At 40.9% G+C, this 21340-nt stretch carries 17 protein-coding genes; 4 read left to right on the plus strand and 13 right to left on the minus strand.

Translation table 11 applies throughout. From position 1 onward, the window contains the following. Positions 1 to 4 precede the first annotated feature (4 nt). The 13 genes from fixA (PH4a_RS04655) to fixA (PH4a_RS04715) form a co-directional block, all read right to left on the minus strand. Complete coding sequence (gene fixA / locus PH4a_RS04655; protein WP_129038110.1) at positions 5 to 781, minus strand: putative electron transfer flavoprotein FixA; 777 nt, start codon at positions 779 to 781, stop codon at positions 5 to 7. A gap of 53 nt (positions 782 to 834) precedes the next feature. Continuing rightward, on the minus strand, positions 835 to 1974 hold the full coding sequence (locus tag PH4a_RS04660; protein ID WP_129038113.1) for an acyl-CoA dehydrogenase family protein: 1140 nt from the start codon (positions 1972 to 1974) through the stop codon (positions 835 to 837). A 91-nt stretch (positions 1975 to 2065) separates the two neighbouring features. Beyond that, positions 2066 to 3385 (minus strand): GntP family permease, encoded by a 1320-nt coding sequence (locus PH4a_RS04665; RefSeq protein ID WP_064721172.1) that lies wholly within the window; start codon positions 3383 to 3385, stop codon positions 2066 to 2068. Positions 3386 to 3465: 80 nt separating this feature from the next. After that, complete coding sequence (locus PH4a_RS04670; protein ID WP_129038115.1) at positions 3466 to 4599, minus strand: 2-hydroxyacyl-CoA dehydratase subunit D; 1134 nt, start codon at positions 4597 to 4599, stop codon at positions 3466 to 3468. Continuing rightward, positions 4599 to 5840 carry a 2-hydroxyacyl-CoA dehydratase subunit D gene (locus PH4a_RS04675; protein WP_129038117.1) on the minus strand — a complete coding sequence of 414 codons (1242 nt, stop codon included), beginning with the start codon at positions 5838 to 5840 and terminating at the stop codon, positions 4599 to 4601. Before PH4a_RS04675 ends, PH4a_RS04670 begins: the two co-directional genes overlap by 1 nt. Beyond that, the gene (locus tag PH4a_RS04680; protein WP_129038119.1) at positions 5837 to 6664 is read right to left on the minus strand and encodes an acyl-CoA dehydratase activase; all 828 of its coding nucleotides are present in this window, start codon (positions 6662 to 6664) and stop codon (positions 5837 to 5839) included. Before PH4a_RS04680 ends, PH4a_RS04675 begins: the two co-directional genes overlap by 4 nt. A 36-nt stretch (positions 6665 to 6700) precedes the next feature. Continuing rightward, entirely contained in the window at positions 6701 to 7936 is a 1236-nt protein-coding gene (locus PH4a_RS04685; RefSeq protein ID WP_129038121.1) for a CaiB/BaiF CoA transferase family protein, read from the minus strand. 64 nt (positions 7937 to 8000) lie between these two features. After that, positions 8001 to 9638 carry an AMP-binding protein gene (locus tag PH4a_RS04690; protein WP_129038123.1) on the minus strand — a complete coding sequence of 546 codons (1638 nt, stop codon included), beginning with the start codon at positions 9636 to 9638 and terminating at the stop codon, positions 8001 to 8003. Positions 9639 to 10284: 646 nt separating this feature from the next. After that, positions 10285 to 11610 carry an MFS transporter gene (locus PH4a_RS04695; RefSeq protein WP_129038125.1) on the minus strand — a complete coding sequence of 442 codons (1326 nt, stop codon included), beginning with the start codon at positions 11608 to 11610 and terminating at the stop codon, positions 10285 to 10287. Between the two features lie 83 nt (positions 11611 to 11693). Further along, positions 11694 to 11981 carry a ferredoxin-like protein FixX gene (gene fixX, locus PH4a_RS04700; RefSeq protein WP_023582978.1) on the minus strand — a complete coding sequence of 96 codons (288 nt, stop codon included), beginning with the start codon at positions 11979 to 11981 and terminating at the stop codon, positions 11694 to 11696. Continuing rightward, positions 11978 to 13270, minus strand: a complete 1293-nt coding sequence (gene fixC / locus PH4a_RS04705) for an FAD-dependent oxidoreductase FixC (RefSeq protein WP_064721179.1) — start codon at positions 13268 to 13270, stop codon at positions 11978 to 11980. The genes fixX and fixC overlap by 4 nt, the downstream gene beginning before the upstream one ends. Before the next feature lie 56 nt (positions 13271 to 13326). After that, positions 13327 to 14268: an FAD-binding protein gene (locus tag PH4a_RS04710; protein ID WP_129038127.1), complete on the minus strand. Its 942-nt coding sequence runs from the start codon at positions 14266 to 14268 to the stop codon at positions 13327 to 13329. Positions 14269 to 14279: 11 nt separating this feature from the next. Further along, a complete protein-coding gene (fixA, locus tag PH4a_RS04715) occupies positions 14280 to 15053 on the minus strand; it encodes a putative electron transfer flavoprotein FixA (RefSeq protein WP_129038129.1) in 774 nt (257 codons plus the stop codon). A 600-nt stretch (positions 15054 to 15653) separates the two neighbouring features. Here fixA (PH4a_RS04715) and caiT point away from each other — a divergent pair. The 4 genes from caiT (at position 15654) to caiC (ending at position 21271) form a co-directional block, all read left to right on the plus strand. Further along, the gene (gene caiT, locus PH4a_RS04720) at positions 15654 to 17168 is read left to right on the plus strand and encodes an L-carnitine/gamma-butyrobetaine antiporter (protein ID WP_129038131.1); all 1515 of its coding nucleotides are present in this window, start codon (positions 15654 to 15656) and stop codon (positions 17166 to 17168) included. A gap of 36 nt (positions 17169 to 17204) precedes the next feature. Beyond that, complete coding sequence (caiA, locus tag PH4a_RS04725) at positions 17205 to 18347, plus strand: crotonobetainyl-CoA dehydrogenase (RefSeq protein ID WP_064721183.1); 1143 nt, start codon at positions 17205 to 17207, stop codon at positions 18345 to 18347. A 69-nt stretch (positions 18348 to 18416) separates the two neighbouring features. Further along, entirely contained in the window at positions 18417 to 19637 is a 1221-nt protein-coding gene (gene caiB, locus PH4a_RS04730; protein ID WP_129038133.1) for an L-carnitine CoA-transferase, read from the plus strand. Positions 19638 to 19714: 77 nt separating this feature from the next. Then, positions 19715 to 21271 carry a crotonobetaine/carnitine-CoA ligase gene (caiC, locus tag PH4a_RS04735; protein WP_129041802.1) on the plus strand — a complete coding sequence of 519 codons (1557 nt, stop codon included), beginning with the start codon at positions 19715 to 19717 and terminating at the stop codon, positions 21269 to 21271. Positions 21272 to 21340: the final 69 nt, after the last annotated feature.

A 21340-nucleotide genomic window follows, 5' to 3' on the forward strand; every position in this document is an offset into this window, starting at 1 on the left:
CTCCTTATTGATTAAGCGCTTGGCGTAAATGTTCAGCAAAAGCAGCGATATTCTCGTCAGAATCACCGTCTAAAATAATACCGAGACGATCTGTCTGCTCTGGTGCACAAATCGCTGTTTGCACAACAGTTGGCACAGAAATATCAACACCTAGATCAGCGAGTCCCCATTTTTCTACCGGTTTTTTATTTGCCGCTAAAATCGCTTTCATTGAGGGTAATTTTGGTGTGTTAATACTGGATGTCACAGAAATAACAGCAGGTAAGGTCAGTTCAACTTCTTCAGTGATATTTTCTAAATCGCGCTCAACAATGATTTTGTCGCCTGCAACGGTCACTTTGCTGACCGCATTAACGCAAGGTAAACCTAAAAACTCACCAACCGCTAAACCTGTTTGTTGAGCATATAAATCGCCAGAACCTTCACCGAAAACTAATAAATCAAAGCCCACTTTTTTTGCGGCTTCTGCGATAATTTTAGCGGTATCCGTTGAATAGAGTGCGTTACATGCATCATCAGAAACAACCGCTAATGAGTCAGGGCCTCGAGATAAAATATCTTTTTTGATTTTCGCGTTTTCGACCATCGTTGTTGGTCCAACACTCAATGCAACAACACTGCTATCGCCTTGTGCAGTTGCAATTTCAACCGCAGTTTCTATCGCGTTTAAGTCATATAAACTAATTTTCAAACCCGCATTATCAGTTGCGAGTGTATGATCAGGCCGTGTTGTGATGTCTTGTTCGTCATGAACAACCTTACAGCAGGCAATAAGTTTCATAATTCAAATTCTCCATTCAGATGAATGAAACGGGTTAATAGATTTGTATGTAATTAAGCCAAAATATGTTTTGCGATGACCATGCGTTGCACCTCACTGGTGCCTTCAAAAATTTCGGTCAATTTGGCTTCTCGCATCAGGCGTTCAACTGGATAAGATTTGGTGTAACCCATACCGCCATGTAATTGCACCGCTTTTTGAGTCACATAAGTGGCAGCTTCTGCTGCATAAAGTTTGGCTTGAGCAGATTCACGAGTGTAAGGAAGACCAGCCATTTTTGCGGCGGCGGCGCGATAAACCAGCATACGCGCGCAATCAACGCGCGTTGCCATATCCACTAATACCCATTGAATACCTTGATTAGCAGCGATAGGTTTACCAAATTGAATACGTTCTTTGGTGTAAGTAATAGTGGCATCTAATGCGCTTTGTGCGATACCTAATGCAAGCGCTGAACAACTCAAGCGTCCACCGTCTAAGGTTTCCATTGCGATATTAAAACCTTTACCTTCTTCACCTAACATCGCACTTGCTGAGACCACACAATCACTAAAGCTAACAGAGCATGTCTCAGAACCATTCATGCCCATTTTGTCTTCTGGTAAACCAATGCTCATACCTGGGTTATCACGCTCTACTAAAAATGCAGTGATACCTTTTACGCCTTTGCTTTTATCTGTCATTGCAAAAACAATAAAGAAAGCACCTTGAGGTGCGGCTGTGATCCACAATTTAGAGCCGTTAATCACATAGTTATCGCCTTGACGTACTGCAACTGTTTGTTGCGCTGCCGCATCACAGCCTGCGCTTGGTTCTGATAAACAGAAACAACCCAGTTTTTCACCTGAAACCACCCCCGGTAGAATGCGAGCTTTAGTTTCTTCATCTGCGTATTTTTGAATAACAGGCCCTGTTAATGAACATTGTGAGCCCATAATCATGGCGTGAGATGCACTGACTTTAGCCATCTCTTCTGTCGCTAACACATAGCTCAGCGCATCGGCTTCTGTACCGCCGTAAGCTTCATCAATATTGAAACCAAAAAGCCCCAATTCAGCCATTGGCGCAACACTTTCACTAGGAAAACGGTGTTCTTTATCAATTTCACCTGCAATAGGTTTGATATCGTTTTCAACGAACTCTCTGACCATATCGCGGATCAGAACTTGTTCTTCGGTTAGCTGAAAATCCATGTTTATTTCCTCTGAGAATATTTATGGTTATCTCTATGGCGTGCGATTTCGCGTTTGTCGTCTTATCGCACGCATTAATGGGTTAACGTTCTTACATCGTCGCTATAGATGCGGGTAAAAAGGTGTACAGCAGCAACATAAACATCATGGCTAACAGTGGGATAGCGAGTGTTAATGTCCCCACAGGGCCATAGCCTTCTTTATGGCTGACACCACAAACGCTAAAGACCGTAATAATCAGGCCGTTAAATGGTGGTGTGGTACTCATAGATGCCATAGTGGCAACACGGTGTAATGAACCTTGGTCGACAACAGTGGCTGGGAACATAGTGGCTATCATTGGCATCGCGATACTTAGCGCTCCAGAACCAGAACCACTAATAAACACCAGCGCACCGACTGAAATTGCGGTCACCACCAGCGGATTTAAGCCAGATTGGGCGATAGCTTGGAAAGACTCTTTAAATGCAGGTAAGGTCATAACTAACGCACCAAACCCAACAATCACAGCGGTATTAAAAAGAGATGTCACCCCTTCCATGGTGCCGGCGGCTAAATTTGGAACGAGTTTTTTCCAATCGAGATAACGTAAGTAAACAACTAAGGCGGCAATAATGGCGCAGAACAGCGCAATAGCCGGATCCCATTTCAGAATATTCAATACAACTAACAAGATAAGCATCGGTAACAAAGCAACAAGCACGTTAGGTAATTTACGATTTTTATTGCCTTCATCAGCTTTGGCGGTTTTTTCGTCTTCAACCCAGCCTTCACCTTTTGCTTTTACGCGTTTAAATAACCAAGTGAGGTAAATAATCACTAAAGTGATTTGGAATAGCGCAGTTAACATTCCTGGCACTAAGCCTGCGGTTGCTGATGTTCCTAAGAATTTCATTGGGATAAGATTTTGGATCTGAGGTGATCCTGGCATTATCATCACAAATGTACCAGCACCAGCAAAATACACCGCAGGGATCAAGCGGCGAGGAAGATTTGCTTTACGAAATAGACTGACCATCATTGAATAGACAGTAAACAGTGCAACGAAAACAGAAACACCGCCATACGCTAAAATGGCACAAGCTGCGACTAATGATGGAATAACCGCTCTTTCACCAAATTTACCAATGATAAAAGAGGCTACACTGTCGGCGGCGCCACTAATTGCGGTTAACTTACCGAAAATAGCACCCAATACGAAGATGAAGAAGAAACTACCAAAATAGCCACCTAATCCACCGGTATACACTTGTAAAATTGCATCTACGGGATTAAGCATATTCGGAGATACCAGCCATGCTGTCACCGCAAGAAAAAGGCTGGTGGTAAAAACAGAAATAAAGATGTGTATACCTTTCATACACATAATCATCAATATCGCTAGCCCAATGACTAAACAAAGAATACCCATAATTGCCCCACTTATATGTGTTAGGGTTCAATTGGCCTGAGCAATAGCGACAGGCCTTTTGTTAATATTGATTAATATCGTTAAGCCGACAGCACATCAGCAAAAGTTTGCAGTGCTGTTCTTGCCTGTTCGTAAGTCTTAGTTTGCTGATCAATTTCAATGATGATGGAAGGAATGCCTTCTCTATCAAGAAGCTTCTTCACGATAGGGGCATCAAATTCTTCAGGATCACAAAATTTAGTCAGTAAATAGACCACGCCATCAGCGCCTGTGTTTTTCACCATATCGGCAATTAAACGGCCGCGTTTTTTCTCGGGGTCATATAATAAAGAGCACCCTTCTAACTTGGCGATTTGTTGTGCCATCGCTTCATAAGGAGAGCCGCTTTCTGGGATATCTTGGCGAAATTGGCGTGATTCATGCGCAACTTCGTCAGCCACTACTGCCATGTTGTTATCAGCAAGAATTTGTAAAATAGAAGGGCTATCTGCAATGATGCCGGTTACAACAACTTTGTGCCCTTTCCATACCTGTGGCGATAAAGCTTTGCACTGTGCTGTAATGGCTTTAACCGCGTTGGTATGCTCAACCACATCCATAAAATAACCGCTTTTAATCACGGTATTACGCCGTTGTGGTGTCACAACATGTGGATGTTGCGCGGCAATTTCACAAAACTCACGCAATGCCGCACGACGTTGATTAAATAGATGAATCGCATTTTTTAGTGTTTCTTCTGTTACTGGCTGTCCTGAAATTTCCCCAAGTTGTGCAGCAATTTTTTTATACTGCTCCGTTAAAAAAATAACGCCCGCAGGGGTATTGCGATTTTGAGGATGTACCAATTGAATAAATGGCACTTGTGGTACACCTGCTTTCCAATTTTGTCCTAAGCATTTTAAGGTATCGCAAAGTGATGGAATTAATGCCGCTGATAACTTATTCAGTGCGCCATCTAATCCCATTTCCAGAGAAGAAAGTGCTAGTGCACAATAAAATGGTGGAAAATATTTTTTTGCTTCTGAAATTTCCCGACCTTCAGCGCCCCAAATACCAAAAGGCACCATGCCTGCGGCATAGACAATCTCATTTGGTGTATATTCAGGAAAACAACCGATAACTTTTTTACCACTACGAATAAAACCATCGAGTTGAGCAACAGGGTTATCCACAACCACTTGCAATTTTTCAAACATCTCAGTTAATGCGTTCATTAGATGTTCTCCTTTTTCATTGCTGCTTTGTTGGCTGCCATAATTTCAGTCAGCGCTTCAACTCGAGTCACATACTGTGCTTCAGAAAAAACACGTGGATCAGCTTGGTCACCATCAAAGGTAACAGTTGGGATTTTTAATTCATGGCGAATGCGTCGCTCAATTTCGGGCATAATGCCACTCCAGAGCTTGCAACTGCGGTTAACGTGAATAATGGCACCATCCACTTTATTTTGACGGCTGACATCAATACGCATATCAGCAGCACGTTCAACTGAGACACAGTTAGGCACATAAGAATAAGCACGCATCATCTCTTCACTGTTTTGGTAAATCACACCAAATGCAGTGGCGTATACCGTTGCAGTCACATTAATGCCCTGCTCTTTCAGTGGGGTTGAAGTGGCGCGTAAGTAAGGCCAGCAAGCAATGCCTTCAAACAGTACGCGATATTTCTCTTCGCCACGATAAGTCGATTTTTTCTCTTTGATATTTTGTTCCATCTCTTCACACAGTTGCTCAAAAGCCAGTGCTGCTTCGAGTTTTCCGCGAGCACAAACAGCTACAGCCATGTGATTAAAGAGATCAAAACCGTTCATTGGCGAGGGTTCATATTGGCAATATTCCGCCGCTTTTAACCATGCACGTCCTGTACGTTGAGAAATTTCACAGACTTCCTTGAATTTCTCCTCTGAGAACACTTTACCTGTCACTTTTTCAAGTTGTTTAATCGCATCGTTAAACTGTGCTTGAACATAATTTACCGTTACATCGTCGGTGTCATAGTCATTTTTATAAGGAATATCGATAAGGATCATCGGGATATTCAGCTCATAAGCGATGTTTTCATACCATTTGATCATGCAGTTACAGATGTTGTTACAACACAGCAAGAAATCAGGCTGTGGCATGTCCATCTCTTCGCACTGTTTGATATCCATGTAAGAGAGACTAATGCGCGCATAAGCACAAATATCGTTGGAATAACCCATACTTTCTGCGTGTTCACACATTCTTAAACCTGCACCTTTTGCAGCAATGGCGGCGGCTTGGTTTTCAGGATAAACAACACATAAACCCAGTGTTTCAGCAATTTCTTGAGGGAAGTTAGAAGCACACCACCCAATTTTTTCACCGCTGTTTTTAGCATCCCAAGCACGTTGATAAGCATCAGCGGCTATTTTTTGGAGGCGTTTTTTCGCTGGAATATAATCCGGCGAATTCATATCTACATTGCTCATTGTGATATTCCTATTGTTAGCGAGCCATCTTCAATTTGCTGGCTATACGCTTCAAAGGCATAAATGGCAGCACCTATCGCGCCGTTATATTGTGATAATGGCGAGGTCGCGATAGCGGCATTTAGTTCTTCACTAACATAACGAACAACTTCAAAATTACTGGCAACACCGCCGGTCATAACCACTGGTGCCTCAACGCCAACACGTTTTGCAAGTCCTGCAATTCGGCTGGCAACAGAGCGGTGAATACCATTAATAACGTCGGGTATTGTTTCGTTATTAGCGAGGTGAGAAATAACTTCGGATTCGGAGAACACAGTACAGGTCGAGCTAATTGTCACTTTTTTGGTGGATTTCGCCCCTTCTTGTGCTAGATCTGAAATACGTGTTTCTAATACACGCGACATCACATCTAAAAAACGCCCTGTTCCTGCTGCACATTTATCATTCATAACAAAATTTAATAAACGACCAGCACCATCCATATGCAGCGCCTTCACATCTTGGCCGCCGATATCAATCACCGTCTTTACACCGGGAAACAGGAAGTGCGCACCTTTAGCGTGGCAACTTAATTCACTCACCTCTTTGTTGGCTTGTTTAAGGGAGTTTCGGCCATAGCCTGTTGCACAGATCCAGTTGATCTGACTGAGATCGCCACCAAACTGGGCTAATACCTCATTGATCGCTTTTTCAGGCCCCGAAGTTCCAGCCCCTACTGACGCCAATGATTTGGCAACTATCGTATTGCCATTTCGCATGATGATGCATTTTGACGCCGATGATCCGATATCAACGCCCATTGTGAAGATGTCCTGTTGCATGCCCTTGCTCTCCTGAAAGTTAGAAAAATAAACGGCTTACTCTTTCCACGTTACAACGTCTTTACTTGCTTCAAGGCGTGCAATTTCTTCCGCGCTATAACCCAATTCAGCAAGAACAGAAGGTGTATCTTCCCCTAATAGAGGTCCACGGCGGTATTCAGGTAATCCACTTTCTAAGAAATCAATTGGTGGGCGAACTAACGCTTTTTCACTGCCATTTTTATATTTCATGTTGTAGAAGGTGTTGATAGCCCAGGCTTGTTTATCCTCCAACACTTCTTCCCAAGTTTGAGCAATACTGAATGGGATATCATTCTTAGTGAAAATATCAGCCCACTCTGGCGCTGTTTTTTGCTCAATTTGTTGCCAAATCAGGTCATATAACTCCGGTGAACGATTATTTTTCGCCACTTCTTGTAAGCGGGTATAACGCGCGTCTTCAGCAAGATCTGCGCGACCAATACAAGAAATAAAGGTGGCGTAATAAGCGTCATAAACTGGCATACAGACTTGAATAAAGCGGTCGTCTTTTGTTTTATAAGCAAGAATAAATGGGCTGGTGGTAGTGCGGCGATCTATCGGATAAGCCTGTCCATAATCAGGATATTGTGCAGCTTGGATCATAATCGCTTGAGTATAAATAGAGGTGTGCAGCAAGTTAGTTGAAACATACTCACCTTTTCCGATATTTTTAGCGCGAATATAAGCGGCTAATACACCAGAAACTAAGCCTAGTGCACATTGGTGATCACCAAGGCCGGGGATCACGTTCATTGGCACAGTGCCTTTTTGATACAGCGAACCTAAAATACCACCACGCGCAAAGAAAGCGGTGTAGTCAAAACCGGGTAAATCTTTATCTGGCCCTTCATCGCCATAGCCGGTCACACTGGCATAAACTAATTTTGGAAAGCGTTGTTTTAACGTTTCATAATCTAAACCCGCACGCTCTCTTGCGCCGGGACGCCAGTTAGTTAAGAAAATGTCTGCTTTTTCTAATAATTCAAATAGGATTTTCTTTCCTGCTTCAGTTTTTGTATTTAATACAATGCCGCGTTTGTTCGCATTTTCTAAATCAAAACTGGTGTTTTCATGCTGATCTAATGGACGGCCTTCAGTTGGTGCGGTATAGCGCAGATTATCACCACTTGGCGATTCAATTTTAATTACATTTGCACCCATATCAGCCAAAATACGCCCTGCTGCTGGAACTGCAATAAAGGTCGCCAGTTCAACTACAGTGACACCTTCCAGTGCTTTATGACTTGTCATTTTTTCTCCTAATTTTTTAGACTTCGTACTGCTGTTGTCGAAATATTGAAAAAACATTTATCATTTAACTCGCAATTTTTGCTTGCTGACCCTTGGTGGGTGAGCCATAACCCAATTGCTGCTTTAGTGCTTGCACATCAATTTTTCCGCAAGGGGTGTGAGGAAATTGCGTAAAGAAATGGAGTTCTTTGGGAATTTTGTAACGAGCTAATCGTTCTTGTAGAAATGCGCGTAATTCAGTTTCCGACACGGTATTACTGTGATGGATACAGATTGCCGCTAAAACCTCTTCACCTAAATCAACCGAAGGAATACCAAATGCTTTTGTTGCTTCAACGCCAGGATATTCCGCAATAGCTTCTTCGACTTCACACAAACTAATATTTTCCCCACCACGCACCACAATCTCTTTCATTCGATAGGCGTAATGGTAATAACCTTCAGCATCGACATAACCGATATCGCCGGTGTGTAACCAACCTGCGTCATCTAAAGCTTCTTTGGTTTTTTCAGGTGCATTGTCATATCCCATCATGACGTGAAAACCACGAGTGCAAATTTCACCTAATGTGCCAACCGGGCAAAGTTCACCATTTTTAGGATTGATAATTTTCATTTCGACAAAAGGCAACGGCTGTCCTATCGAGCCGCGTTTTATCGCTAAAGGATCGTTAAGTAATGTTTGTGTACAACAAGGAGAGGCTTCTGTTTGGCCATAAGAGACACTAATGCCCTTCATGCCGAGAATATTTTCAATGTCGTCAATTAATGCAGGTGGAAAACTCGCACCCGCGACAATGCCCTTGTTTAAGCTTGATAAATCGTATTGAGAGAACTGCTCATGATGCATTAAGCGTCTGAAAATAGTAGGAACGCCATGCATAACAGTACAACGATAGTTTTGTACGGCTTTTAATACATCTTCTGCGCAATAGTTATCTAATAAAACCAGCTTGCAGCCTGTTGTTAAGGCAAAAAATAGACATGAAGAGAGCCCAAAGCAGTGAAATAGCGGAACCGCAAGACAAATCACATCGTCATGCATAACACCTAAGCGCTGTGCTGACAGCATGGCATTATTAATGACATTATATTGGCTTAACATAACGCCTTTAGGCATTGCGGTACTGCCAGAAGTCATTTGAATAGTCAGTAAATCGTTTACGCTAACTTGTTTAATTGCATTTTGATAAATAACATCGGATATACTCTCAGCAGCCAGTTTTAATTGCGACAAAGATATACTTTTCTCAGCACTTTTATTTTCCATGCTAATAAATAGGCTTGGTAATACTTCTTTATTCTTGTCTGACTTATTAGAAAGACAATTAATCACATCAATAAAGTTATTGTCTTTAAAACCATCAGAGAAACAGAGCGCTTTAATTCCGGTTAATCGACATAAATCAAATAACTCTCTTTTCTTAAAATGAAAGTTAATACAAACAACCGCAACACCAATTTGAGCCGCAGCAAGAAAACAGATAATCCACTCAGCACTATTGGCAGACCATATACCTAAACGGTCACCTTTTTTTAAACCAATTGCTAAGAATCCACGAGCAACGCGATTAACTTCAACTTGCAATTCTTGCCAAGTTAAGGCTCTTTTACTTTGGTTTTCAATCAGTGCTGTTTGCGAAGAATATCGTATTGCTGCATTGTTTAGACATTCTTCAACTGTCATCTTTAATAAGGTCATAAATACCTACTCAACCGCTGTTTTTATGGTGTTTGCCTCTGTAATGGCCTTATTCTGGGTAGGAGAAATTATTCATTCTTGGTAAATAACGAACTGTTTTTCGTCATTTGAATAGTCTGAGAGAGATTTGTGATTGGTGTCTAGATTTGGCGGGTTAAATATATTTACTAATTAAAGATTAATTAATTGGAATGAAATAGATTTGAAACTGATGCGTTATAAATGTGTTATTTATAATAATAAATAAAAGGAGATAAAATAAATAATAAAAATGATAACTCATTTACTAATGAATTATTTCCCAATGTTAATTTCTTTTAAACATAAAAAACACTTATCAATTAAAATTAAAAAGTAACATCAATAAGATAAAAGAAAAGAAAATAAAAACACTTACGATTAAACTAAGTAACATATTTACAAAGACCTTATAAAATATGTAATAACTCACTCTATTTAATTTTGTTTTTATTTTCTTTAAGTTAAATAATAATAAATTAATTTCTTTTTTATTAATACGTTACATTTAAATAATTAATTATTATTTGTTGTAATATTCTGTTTTAAATAACTCACAGAAAAATAACAACTAAAAAGAATATTTATATAATAGACATATTAGATAATTCAGCATCATAGAGTTAAATTATTTCTTACCCCGACGCATTGGCATTGTTGAGGTTTGATTTAACGTCAGTCCTTTAGTTTCTGGCGCAAATAATACTGAAACAATCATTCCAAATAAAGAAATCGCAGCCCCCACTAGCATGGTGGTGTTAATACCATAATTAGCGATAAATGCAGGTAGTGCGCAGGTTGAAACCACGGTTCCTATTCGGCTAATAGACATTATCACACCTACCGCAGAGGCTCGAATATCAGTAGGAAAGAGTTCATTAGGATAAAGCCATTGTAATATACCAGGCCCACCAGAAAAGAATGCATAAGTCGCAAAAGCTAGTATCACAAAGATAATATTTAAACTAGGGAAAATACCTAAAACGAAGAGTGCCAATGTCATCATGGCAAAACTACCAATTAGCAACGGTCGTCGTCCCGTGCTGTTAAGCCAAAACATCGCCGGTACACAGCCAAGCATAAAGAATAAACTAATTAAAACATTTCCTAATGCTGCACTTCTTCCTGCATCCCAGCCTAATAATCCCACTATTTGCGGACCAAAAGTATAAATAGCGAACATTGGTATCACTTGGCAAGTCCAAATAACCGCAACAAATAGAACAAAAGAGAAATGACGTTTATTAAATAACTCAATAAATCGCGTAGTTTTTTCTTCTTCAGCGTCAAAAACAACTGGCTCACCAAAGAGTTTAATCATCATTTCATTGCATTCTTTAATTCGCCCTTGGCGTATTAACCATAGTGGAGATTCCGGCAAATCAAAGCGACCAATTAAAATAATGACACAAGGAATAAATGCACTGCCTAGCATCCAACGCCAGCCATCTTCAACATCATATAAAAGATAGCCCACTAAATTGGCGCAAGTCGCTCCGATATACCACATTGCAGCAATAAAACCGACAGCAAAGGCGCGTTGCTTTTTATTAGAAAACTCGGTGATCATTGAGGTAGCAATAGGATAATCTGCACCAATAACAATCCCGATTAATACCCGCATCACTAAAAGGCCAACCGGCGTAGAAACAAACATCGTCGCAATAGAAATTAAACCAATAGCAACAATATCCACAAGGAACATCTTACGACGGCCTACTTTGTCACAAATATAACCGAATAATGATGTGCCAATAAAAAGTCCGGCTAATGTCGCAGCGCCTAATAAGCCTATCCATTGAGCATCAAGCTGTAATATCGGTGTGAGTTGCTCTAGTGCAACACCAATAATCACCAACACATAACCATCAAGAAAAGGCCCGCCACTTCCCCATAACATCACTCGACGATGCACTGAGGAAAAACGAATATCATCAAAGTTTCTGGGTTGCATGACTGCATCCTGGTCTATTTTTTAAAAAGTAAAAAGAAAAGCTCCCAGGTCGGAGACAACACTGGGAGAAAAGTAGCGAGCCGTCATCCGTAACGATATTCCACGCCAAATGTACCACGTGGGTATTCCCATTTTTCAAGCGCACTATCTAAACCGAGAATTCGACAAGTTCCACATTCTAAACAACCAGCATAATCAAAGCTGATGGTGCCATCTTCTTGTTTTTTATAAAGTCCAGCAGGACATGCTTTAACTAAGGTTTCTAATACTTGCATATCAGGTTGTTCTTTGACGACAATATGTGGATTTTCTTCATCGACATTAAATTTATTGATGCCCAATTTGACATCGACATTCACTGGAGAACTCATATTGCTTTTACTCCTTTGATCCCGTCTTTAATTAGGTTCATCCATCCTACTTTTTTGGTATGACGCATTAGGGTCTTGCGCATCGGTACTGGTGCGTCCCCAGTGACAGTAAAGAGATCTTTCGATATACCAACCACCATTTCTGGATAAGCGGTGAACATACGAGGGTTATCAAGTAAATCAGGCATACGCTGATACGCTTTCATATCACGCAACGGACCATCTTCTAAATAGTTGAGATAGTCATTAAGCGTTGATTTACTAAAATCATTTTTTGCCATTGCGCTCAGTACGGTTTTTGCTGCTGCTTCACCAGAAGCAATAGCTAAATCCATACCGCGAATAGTAAAGCCTAAATTCATACACATGCCCGCAGCATCACCCGCGATTAAGACACCGTCACGCACTAACTCTGTTTGCATACGCAGACCTGCTTCAGGCACAACATGCGCGGCATACTCCACCATTTTTCCGCCTTCAATAAGCGGTGCCACGACAGGGTGATGCTTAAAGTCTTCTAACATTTGTGGTACTGATTTTTTTGCATCTTTTAGATGATGTAAGCCACAAACTAACCCCAAAGACAGCGAAGATTTGTTGGTGTAAAGAAAACCACCACCCATTAATCCATCAGTAGGAGAACCAGCAAATAGCCACGCAGTACCTTCGTTATCTTTAAGATTAAAGCGATCTTTAATCACACTTTCTGGCAATTCGATAATCTCTTTAACGCCCACAGCGACGTTTTCAGCCGCAACACGTTTGGTCATTCCTAACTGCTCTGCAAGTATCGAATTAACACCGTCAGCTAAAATTACCGCTTTGGCCTCTAACACATCACCATCGGCTTCAACACCAACAATTTTGCCATCACGCTCTACGAGTTTATCGACACGGATCCCAGTAATACACTGTGCACCTGCATTCTCAGCTTGCTCCATTAACCATTGGTCAAATTCACCTCGTAGCACAGACCAAGAAACCGTTTTAGGGTTTAATTCTTCTCCATTTTGGTAGTCGATAGTCATTGCACCGCTTTCAGTCATAAAAGAAAGTTTTTCATGCGTGATAACACGTTCTACAGGCGCTTGTTGAGCAAACCCGGGAATGATGCGTTCTAGGGTATGTGCATACATACGACCACCCGTTACATTTTTCCCGCCAGCATAGTTACCTCTTTCTATTAGCAATACCTGTGCGCCTTCTCTTGCTAAAACAAGAGCCGCCACAGAACCCGCTAATCCTGCGCCAACAATAATGGCATCGAAAATATCTTCGGAATCGGACATAACATCTCCAGAACTTGCGATAAATGGCAGAGAAGTTATCTCCTCTGCCCAATAAGTCAGTTTGATAATTGGCGAGTTAACGCAGGTAAGATTTTCATTAAATCTCCAACAATGCCGTAATCTGCAAATTGGAAGATGGGTGCGTTTTTATCTTTATTGATAGCAACAATAGTTTGTGCACCATTAGCCCCCACCATGTGCTGAATTTGACCCGAAATACCCGCTGCCAAATAAAGCTCAGGTTTAAGCATTAGATTAGAGATCCCAACATAGCGCTCGTGCGCCATCCATTTCTCGTTTTCAGCCACAGGACGAGAACAAGCAATTTCAGCACCAATGACTTTTGCTAATTCTTCTGCAACAGCGATATTCTCTTGGCTGCCAATACCACGCCCAACACTGACAACAAAACGCGCTTTATCTAAATCAACAGCGTTAATTTCTCTTGGTTGAACGCTATCGCGCACAATAGTTTGAGCAGGTGCAATCCATGCCACCGCTTGTGCAGTACCTGTTGCTGAAGCATTCTCTTGAGCGGGTTCAAAAGCACCCACACTAGCGGTGATAACACAATAAGGCGTTTTCAGGGTTTCATCACCAAAGGCTAAACCGCCATAAACCATGTGTTTTGTTACTAATGCATCTCCATCTGCATTTAAAGATTGTGCGTCGTTAGACACAACCGCCTCTAAACGATGACCTAAACGTGCGGCGACTAATTTTCCGCGACGTGTATTAGGCAGTAGCACTAAACCTGCATCACCGTTTTGTTTGATGGTTTCAACCATACTTTGTGCATAATCTTCGATAATGCCGTTTTCTGGTTTGCCTTCGAGTTGGAAAACCTGTTTTGCCCCTAATTTAAAAGCAGCAACGCTTTGTTCATCATTAAGCGTAAATACATTGATTGATTGACCTAATGAACAAGCGCCCCCCATTAATTCTGGTAAACGGGAAAGTGCATCACTAAATACCCAAATAGTTGAAAACTGGCTCATAACTCCCCCTATTACTTAAGAATTTTTCGTAAATGTTCTGCCAACTCAGCAATCTGATCGTCGCCATCACCTTCAATAATGATGCGCTGACGGACTTTTTGTTTTGGTGCCGCCACTGTTTGCTCTGAGCGAGGTGTAATGCTGTCTAAACCAAGATCGGCAACACTCCATTGCTGAACGGGTTTTTTCGCCGCACCCAAAATAGCTTTCATGGACGGGATTTGAGGAGAGTTAATATCAGTAGAAACGGCAATAACCGCAGGGAGAGGCAGCGTTAATGTTTCAATTTCATTTTCCAACTCACGCTCAACGGTAATGGAATCATTAGAAAGAGAAACAATTTTGTTAATACCATTAATTGCAGGGATATTTAGCAGTTCACCCACCAGCAAACTCACTTGTTGTGAACTAATATCCGCAGAACCGTCACCACAAAGGATCAGGTCATAGCCTACTTTTTTAGCAGCAGCGGCTAATGCAATCGCTGTTTGATAAGGAAGAGAGGCTTCAAATTGATCATCCACCACCACCACTAAATCATCAGCGCCACGAGAGAGCACATCTTTACGCCCTTTAGCATTCGTTAATGCTTTACCTCCCACGCTTAATGCAGTGATTTGAATACCATCAAGTTGAGATTTAAGCTGATTCGCCGCTTCAATGGCATTTAAATCATATTGGCTAATTTTGGTGTTAGCACGAGAAAAATCCAATGAACCATCTGCGCTATTTACTGTAATATCCTGCTCATCGGGGACACTCTTGTAACATGTAATAATCTTCATTACATCTCCTGAAATTAATAAATAATGTCATTTACTCTGGCAATGTAATATAGAATTAACACAATTAAGAGATTAAAAAATTAAACCTAGGTCACCAATATTGAACATTATTAAATAAAGAATGGAGTTAGCCTTAATATTTCCAACTCCATCACCAATATTGAAATTAAAGTTAATTAAATGAATTAACGTTCAATATTGTTACCTTGATCAACAATATTGAACCTAATAAGCATAAAGCTATTTAGCATTCAATATTGCCACCGAGATCAACAATATTGAAAGTCGTTATATAACAAGCCTATTACATAAGATGTTTTTTAAAGCATTTACAACAAGTTACAATGAAAATAAAACGTTATAAAACGTAACATAAAATCGACAAAAAGAATAGTGTGAAGTGAATAACAGAATAGATTTCTTATAATATCCATTATTCCTCATCATTAATTGATTTAAGAATTAGCTAATCACTTTAATTTTCTATTATGATGTTTTTCGAATAGACGAAATATTTATTAATAAACAAAACTGCTTTATTAGATATTAGGAATTAACAACACTTAACTTCTGCGCTAAATACATTTGGAAAATTTACCTATGAGCAAAGATAATAAAAAGGCTGGAATAGAACCGAAGGTTTTTTTTCCGCCATTAATCATTGTTGGTATTTTATGTTGGTTAACGGTACGTGATCTTGATGCTTCAAATGAAGTGATTAATGCCGTTTTCAGCTATGTTACCAATGTCTGGGGTTGGGCCTTTGAATGGTATATGGTCATCATGTTCGGAGGTTGGTTCTGGTTAGTGTTTGGTCGCTACGCGAACAAACGTCTTGGTGAAGACAAACCAGAGTTTAGTACAGCAGGCTGGATCTTTATGATGTTTGCTTCTTGTACTTCTGCCGCCGTCCTTTTTTGGGGTTCAATTGAAATATACTACTACATTTCAAGCCCACCTTTTGGTATGGAAGCTTACTCTACACAAGCAAAAGAAATTGGCCTAGCTTATAGCTTGTTCCACTGGGGGCCATTACCTTGGGCAACTTATAGCTTTTTATCTGTCGCTTTCGCTTACTTCTTCTTTGTTCGCAAAATGGAAGTTATTCGACCTAGTAGTACCTTAACGCCGCTAATTGGTGAAAAACACGTTAATGGTATTGTTGGTACTATTATCGATAACTTTTATCTTGTGGCATTAATCCTCGCAATGGGAACCAGCCTTGGATTAGCAACACCATTAGTAACTGAATGTATTCAGTATTTATTTGGTATTCCTCATACACTGCTATTAGATGCCATTATTATCTCTTGTTGGATCCTGCTTAATGCTATTTGCGTCGCTTTTGGATTACAAAAAGGGGTGAAGATCGCCAGTGATATTCGTACTTACCTTAGCTTTTTAATGTTGGGTTGGGTATTTATCGTGGGTGGTGCAAGCTTCATTGTTAACTACTTTACCGATTCTGTCGGTACGTTAATGATGTATATGCCTCGTATGCTGTTCTATACAGATCCCATCGGTAAAGGTGGATTCCCTCAAGGTTGGACTGTTTTCTATTGGGCATGGTGGGTTATTTACGCCATCCAAATGAGTATCTTCTTAGCGCGTATCTCTAAAGGCCGTACTGTTCGTGAACTCTGCTTAGGAATGGTGTCAGGTTTAACCGCTGGAACTTGGTTAATTTGGACAATCCTTGGTGGTAACACCTTACAACTGATTGACCAAAACATTCTCAACATTCCACAACTGATTGAACAATACGGTGTACCTCGCGCCATTATCGAAACATGGGCGGCATTACCGTTGAGCACAGCGACAATGTGGGGTTTCTTTATCCTCTGTTTTATTGCCACTGTCACCTTAATTAACGCCTGTTCTTACACACTGGCAATGTCCACTTGTCGCTCAATGAAAGAAGGTGATGAGCCACCTTTATTAGTGCGTATCGGCTGGTCTGTGCTAGTCGGTGTTATCGGCATCATTCTATTAGCGCTTGGTGGTTTAAAACCGATTCAAACCGCCATTATCGCCGGAGGATGTCCACTATTTTTCGTCAATATCATGGTCACCTTGTCCTTTATTAAAGACGCCAAAGTGCATTGGAAAGACTGATCCCCTATAAGCAAGACACATTAAGAGGTTATTAACATGGATTTTAGATTAAATGATGAGCAGGAACTGTTTGTAGACGGTATCCGTGAACTAATGGCAAGTGAGAATTGGGAAGCCTATTTCGCACAATGTGATCGCGAAAGTAAATACCCAGAGCGTTTTGTCAAAGCATTAGCCGATATGGAAATCGACAACCTGCTTATTCCTGAAGAGCACGGCGGATTAAATGCGGGCTTTGTGACTGTTGCCGCAATTTGGATGGAATTAGGCCGTTTAGGTGCACCAACTTATGTGCTTTATCAATTACCGGGTGGATTTAACACCGTATTGCGTGAAGGAACACAAGAGCAAATCGACAAAATTATGGCTTTTCGTGGTACAGGTAAACAGATGTGGAATTCGGCAATCACAGAACCAGGTGCTGGCTCTGACGTAGGTAGCTTACAAACCACTTATACCCGCAAAGATGGCAAAGTTTACCTCAATGGTAGCAAATGCTTTATCACCAGTAGTGCTTATACCCCTTATGTGGTGGTAATGAGCCGCGATGCCGCATCTCCTGATAAACCTATTTTCACAGAGTGGTTTGTGGATATGAGCAAGCCAGGTATCAAAGTAAATAAATTAGAAAAACTGGGTTTACGTATGGATAGCTGTTGCGAAATCACATTCGATAACGTGGAACTTGAAGAAAAAGACATGTTCGGTCGTGAAGGCAATGGCTTTAACCGCGTAAAAGAAGAGTTTGATCACGAACGTTTCCTTGTGGCGTTAACTAACTACGGCACAGCAATGTGTGCTTTTGAAGATGCAGCTCGTTATGCCAACCAACGAGTGCAATTTGGTGAAGCAATTGGTCGTTTTCAATTAATTCAAGAAAAATTTGCCCATATGGCGATCAAACTCAATTCAATGCGCAACATGTTATATGAAACTGCATGGAAAAGTGACAACGGCTTAATTACCTCTGGTGATGCCGCGATGTGTAAATATTTCTGTGCTAACGCAGCTTTTGAAGTGGTTGATAGTGCAATGCAAGTATTAGGTGGTGTAGGTATTGCGGGTGAACATCGTATTTCTCGCTTCTGGCGTGATTTGCGTGTTGACCGCGTATCTGGTGGTTCTGATGAAATGCAGATCCTGACATTAGGACGTTCAGTACTTAAACAGTACCGCTAATTAATCACGAAACACACTCTCATCATTAAATGAGAGTGTGTTCACTCAGACCACTTACGAGGTGACGCTATGACAGAACACTTACCAATGCCACAATTCGGCCCGCTTTCCGGGGTACGTGTTGTGTTTTCAGGAATTGAAATTGCGGGACCATTTGCAGGACAAATGTTTGCAGAATGGGGTGCAGAAGTTATTTGGATTGAAAACGTGGCATGGGCTGACACTATTCGTGTTCAACCTCATTATCCTCAGCTTTCGCGCCGTAATCTTCATGCCCTTTCTCTCAATATTTTTAAAGATGAAGGGCGTGATGCATTTCTTAAATTAATGGAAACAACCGATATCTTTATTGAAGCCAGTAAAGGCCCAGCTTTTGCGCGCCGCGGTATTACTGATGAAGTGCTGTGGGAACATAATCCTCAATTGGTTATCGCGCATTTATCTGGTTTTGGTCAATATGGTGATCCGCAATATACCAATTTACCGGCTTATAACACTATCGCACAGGCATTTAGTGGCTATTTGATTCAAAACGGTGATAAAGATCAGCCCATGCCCGCATTCCCTTATACCGCTGACTATTTCTCAGGTATGACAGCAACCACTTCGGCGCTTGCTGCACTGTATAAAGTACAGCAAACAGGTAAAGGGGAAAGCATAGATATTGCAATGTATGAAGTGATGCTGCGTATGGGGCAATACTTCATGATGGACTATTTTAATGGTGGTGAAATTTGTCCTCGTATGACCAAAGGGAAAGATCCTTATTACGCAGGTTGTGGCTTATATCGTTGCCAAGATGGTTTTATCGTGATGGAAGTTGTCGGTATCACACAAATTAAAGAAATCTTCCAAGATATCGGACTTGCTCATCTTCTTGGTACACCAGAAGTGCCTGAAGGTACTCAACTTATTCATCGTATTAATTGCCCTCATGGTCAATTATTTGAAGATAAATTAGATGAATGGTTGGCTAAAAAACCTATTACTGATGTTTTAAAACGCCTTTCAGAGCTCAATATTGCTAGCGCTAAAGTACTGACAATTCCTGAGCTTGAAGATAATCCGCAATATGTGGCTCGTGAATCTATCACCCAATGGCAAACCATGAATGGCGAAACCTGCAAAGGGCCAAACGTCATGCCGAAATTTAAAAATAACCCAGGAAAAATATGGCGTGGAATGCCATCTCACGGCATGGATACTTCTGCCATTTTGAAAAACATCGGTTATGACGAAGAACAAATTAGGGGGCTGGTCGATAAGGGGCTGGCTAAAATTAAAGAGTAATACCGTTAAATGCAGGCTCAGCTAAAACACCAATAACTGAGCCTATATTGACGACAAAAGAATGGGATAACAGTTTAATGGATGTAATTGGCAGACAAAACTTACGTCAAATGTGGGATGATTTGGCTGATGTTTATGGTAAAAAAACAGCACTAATTTTTGAATCTGCACAAGGAGCAGTCAGACAATTTAGCTATGCTGAATTAAATGAAGAGATCAACAAAACAGCGAATCTCTTTCATGCCTATGGCATAAAAAAAGGCGACCACGTTGCCTTACATCTAGATAACTGCCCAGAATTTTTCTTTTGTTGGTTTGGGCTTGCCAAAATCGGCGCTGTTATGATCCCGATTAATGCGCGTTTTATGCACGAAGAGAGCGCATGGATAATCAATCATTGCCAAGCCCGCGTTGTTGTTACTCGTGATAATTTTTATCCTATTTATCAACCTATGCTACAAGATGAGCAATCTCCTTTAACGCAACTATTTTTAATTTCTGACAACGAAATTCCTGCTGAAAAAGGTGTTATTGATTTCTTAAAACAGAAAGCCGTTCATCCTGTCACCCTTAATCATCACACGCCTTTAAGCGTTGATGATACTGCTGAAATTCTTTTCACCTCAGGCACAACATCTCAACCTAAGGGAGTTGTTATTACTCACTATAATCTGCGTTTTGCAGGTTATTACTCATCATGGCAAAACGCATTACGCGAAGAGGATATTTATCTCACTGTAATGCCTGCTTTTCATATTGACTGCCAGTGCACAGCCTCTTTAGCTGCATTTTCTGTTGGTGCCACTTTTGTATTGCTTGAAAAATACAGTGCAAGAGCCTTTTGGAAACAAATCCTTAAGTATCAAGCCACGGTAACAGAATGCATTCCCATGATGATGAGAACCTTAATGGCACAACCTGTTTCTCCCCAAGAAAAACAACATCAGTTACGTGAGGTGATATTTTACCTTAATCTTGCCGATGAAGAAAAAGACGCCTTTCTTGAACGCTTTAATGTTCGACTTCTTACCTCTTATGGCATGACCGAAACTATTGTTGGCTTAATCGGCGATAGACCCGGTGATAAACGCCGTTGGCCTTCTATTGGTAGACCCGGTTTTTGTTACCAAGCACAAATTAGAGATAAGCAAAATAACCAAGTCGCAGATGGCAAAGTGGGTGAGATTTGTGTAAAAGGCGAACCCGGAAAAACCTTATTTAAAGAGTATTACAACCGCCCTGATGCAACGGCAAAAGCCTTTGATTCTGAAGGTTGGTTACATACTGGAGATTATGGTTACCGGGATGATGAAGGCTTCTTTTACTTTGTTGACCGCAGTTGCAATATGATCAAACGCGGTGGCGAAAATGTCTCTTGTGTTGAAATCGAAAATATCATTACTGCGCACGCTAAAATCCAAGATGTTGCGGTAATTGGTGTGCCTGATGATATTCGCGATGAAGCCATTAAGGCATTTGTAGTGCTTGTCGAGGGTGAAACGCTGAGTGAAGAAGAATTTTTCCTTTTCTGTGAACAAAACATGGCGAAATTTAAAGTGCCATCGTGGGTAGAATTTCGAGACGGTTTGCCGCGTAACTGTTCAGGAAAAGTGATTAAAAAGCATTTGAAATAAGGTGTGTTACATCGACGTATTACATAGGTTGATTACATAGGTTGGTTTCAGAAATAGCAAAAATAACCT

Source organism: Proteus hauseri, assembly GCF_004116975.1.
In the GTDB taxonomy this organism is placed as follows: Bacteria; Pseudomonadota; Gammaproteobacteria; order Enterobacterales; family Enterobacteriaceae; genus Proteus; species Proteus hauseri.

Excerpts from the sequence above, each read along its gene's own strand:
- fixA (WP_129038110.1), bottom strand. The coding sequence starts at position 781 with ATGAAACTTATTGCCTGCTGTAAGGTTGTTCATGACGAACAAGACATC.
- PH4a_RS04660 (WP_129038113.1), bottom strand. The coding sequence starts at position 1,974 with ATGGATTTTCAGCTAACCGAAGAACAAGTTCTGATCCGCGATATGGTC.
- PH4a_RS04665 (WP_064721172.1), bottom strand. The coding sequence starts at position 3,385 with ATGGGTATTCTTTGTTTAGTCATTGGGCTAGCGATATTGATGATTATG.
- PH4a_RS04670 (WP_129038115.1), bottom strand. The coding sequence starts at position 4,599 with ATGAACGCATTAACTGAGATGTTTGAAAAATTGCAAGTGGTTGTGGAT.
- PH4a_RS04675 (WP_129038117.1), bottom strand. The coding sequence starts at position 5,840 with ATGAGCAATGTAGATATGAATTCGCCGGATTATATTCCAGCGAAAAAA.
- PH4a_RS04680 (WP_129038119.1), bottom strand. The coding sequence starts at position 6,664 with ATGCAACAGGACATCTTCACAATGGGCGTTGATATCGGATCATCGGCG.
- PH4a_RS04685 (WP_129038121.1), bottom strand. The coding sequence starts at position 7,936 with ATGACAAGTCATAAAGCACTGGAAGGTGTCACTGTAGTTGAACTGGCG.
- PH4a_RS04690 (WP_129038123.1), bottom strand. The coding sequence starts at position 9,638 with ATGACCTTATTAAAGATGACAGTTGAAGAATGTCTAAACAATGCAGCA.
- PH4a_RS04695 (WP_129038125.1), bottom strand. The coding sequence starts at position 11,610 with ATGCAACCCAGAAACTTTGATGATATTCGTTTTTCCTCAGTGCATCGT.
- fixX (WP_023582978.1), bottom strand. The coding sequence starts at position 11,981 with ATGAGTTCTCCAGTGAATGTCGATGTCAAATTGGGCATCAATAAATTT.
- fixC (WP_064721179.1), bottom strand. The coding sequence starts at position 13,270 with ATGTCCGATTCCGAAGATATTTTCGATGCCATTATTGTTGGCGCAGGA.
- PH4a_RS04710 (WP_129038127.1), bottom strand. The coding sequence starts at position 14,268 with ATGAGCCAGTTTTCAACTATTTGGGTATTTAGTGATGCACTTTCCCGT.
- fixA (WP_129038129.1), bottom strand. The coding sequence starts at position 15,053 with ATGAAGATTATTACATGTTACAAGAGTGTCCCCGATGAGCAGGATATT.
- caiT (WP_129038131.1), top strand. The coding sequence starts at position 15,654 with ATGAGCAAAGATAATAAAAAGGCTGGAATAGAACCGAAGGTTTTTTTT.
- caiA (WP_064721183.1), top strand. The coding sequence starts at position 17,205 with ATGGATTTTAGATTAAATGATGAGCAGGAACTGTTTGTAGACGGTATC.
- caiB (WP_129038133.1), top strand. The coding sequence starts at position 18,417 with ATGACAGAACACTTACCAATGCCACAATTCGGCCCGCTTTCCGGGGTA.
- caiC (WP_129041802.1), top strand. The coding sequence starts at position 19,715 with ATGGATGTAATTGGCAGACAAAACTTACGTCAAATGTGGGATGATTTG.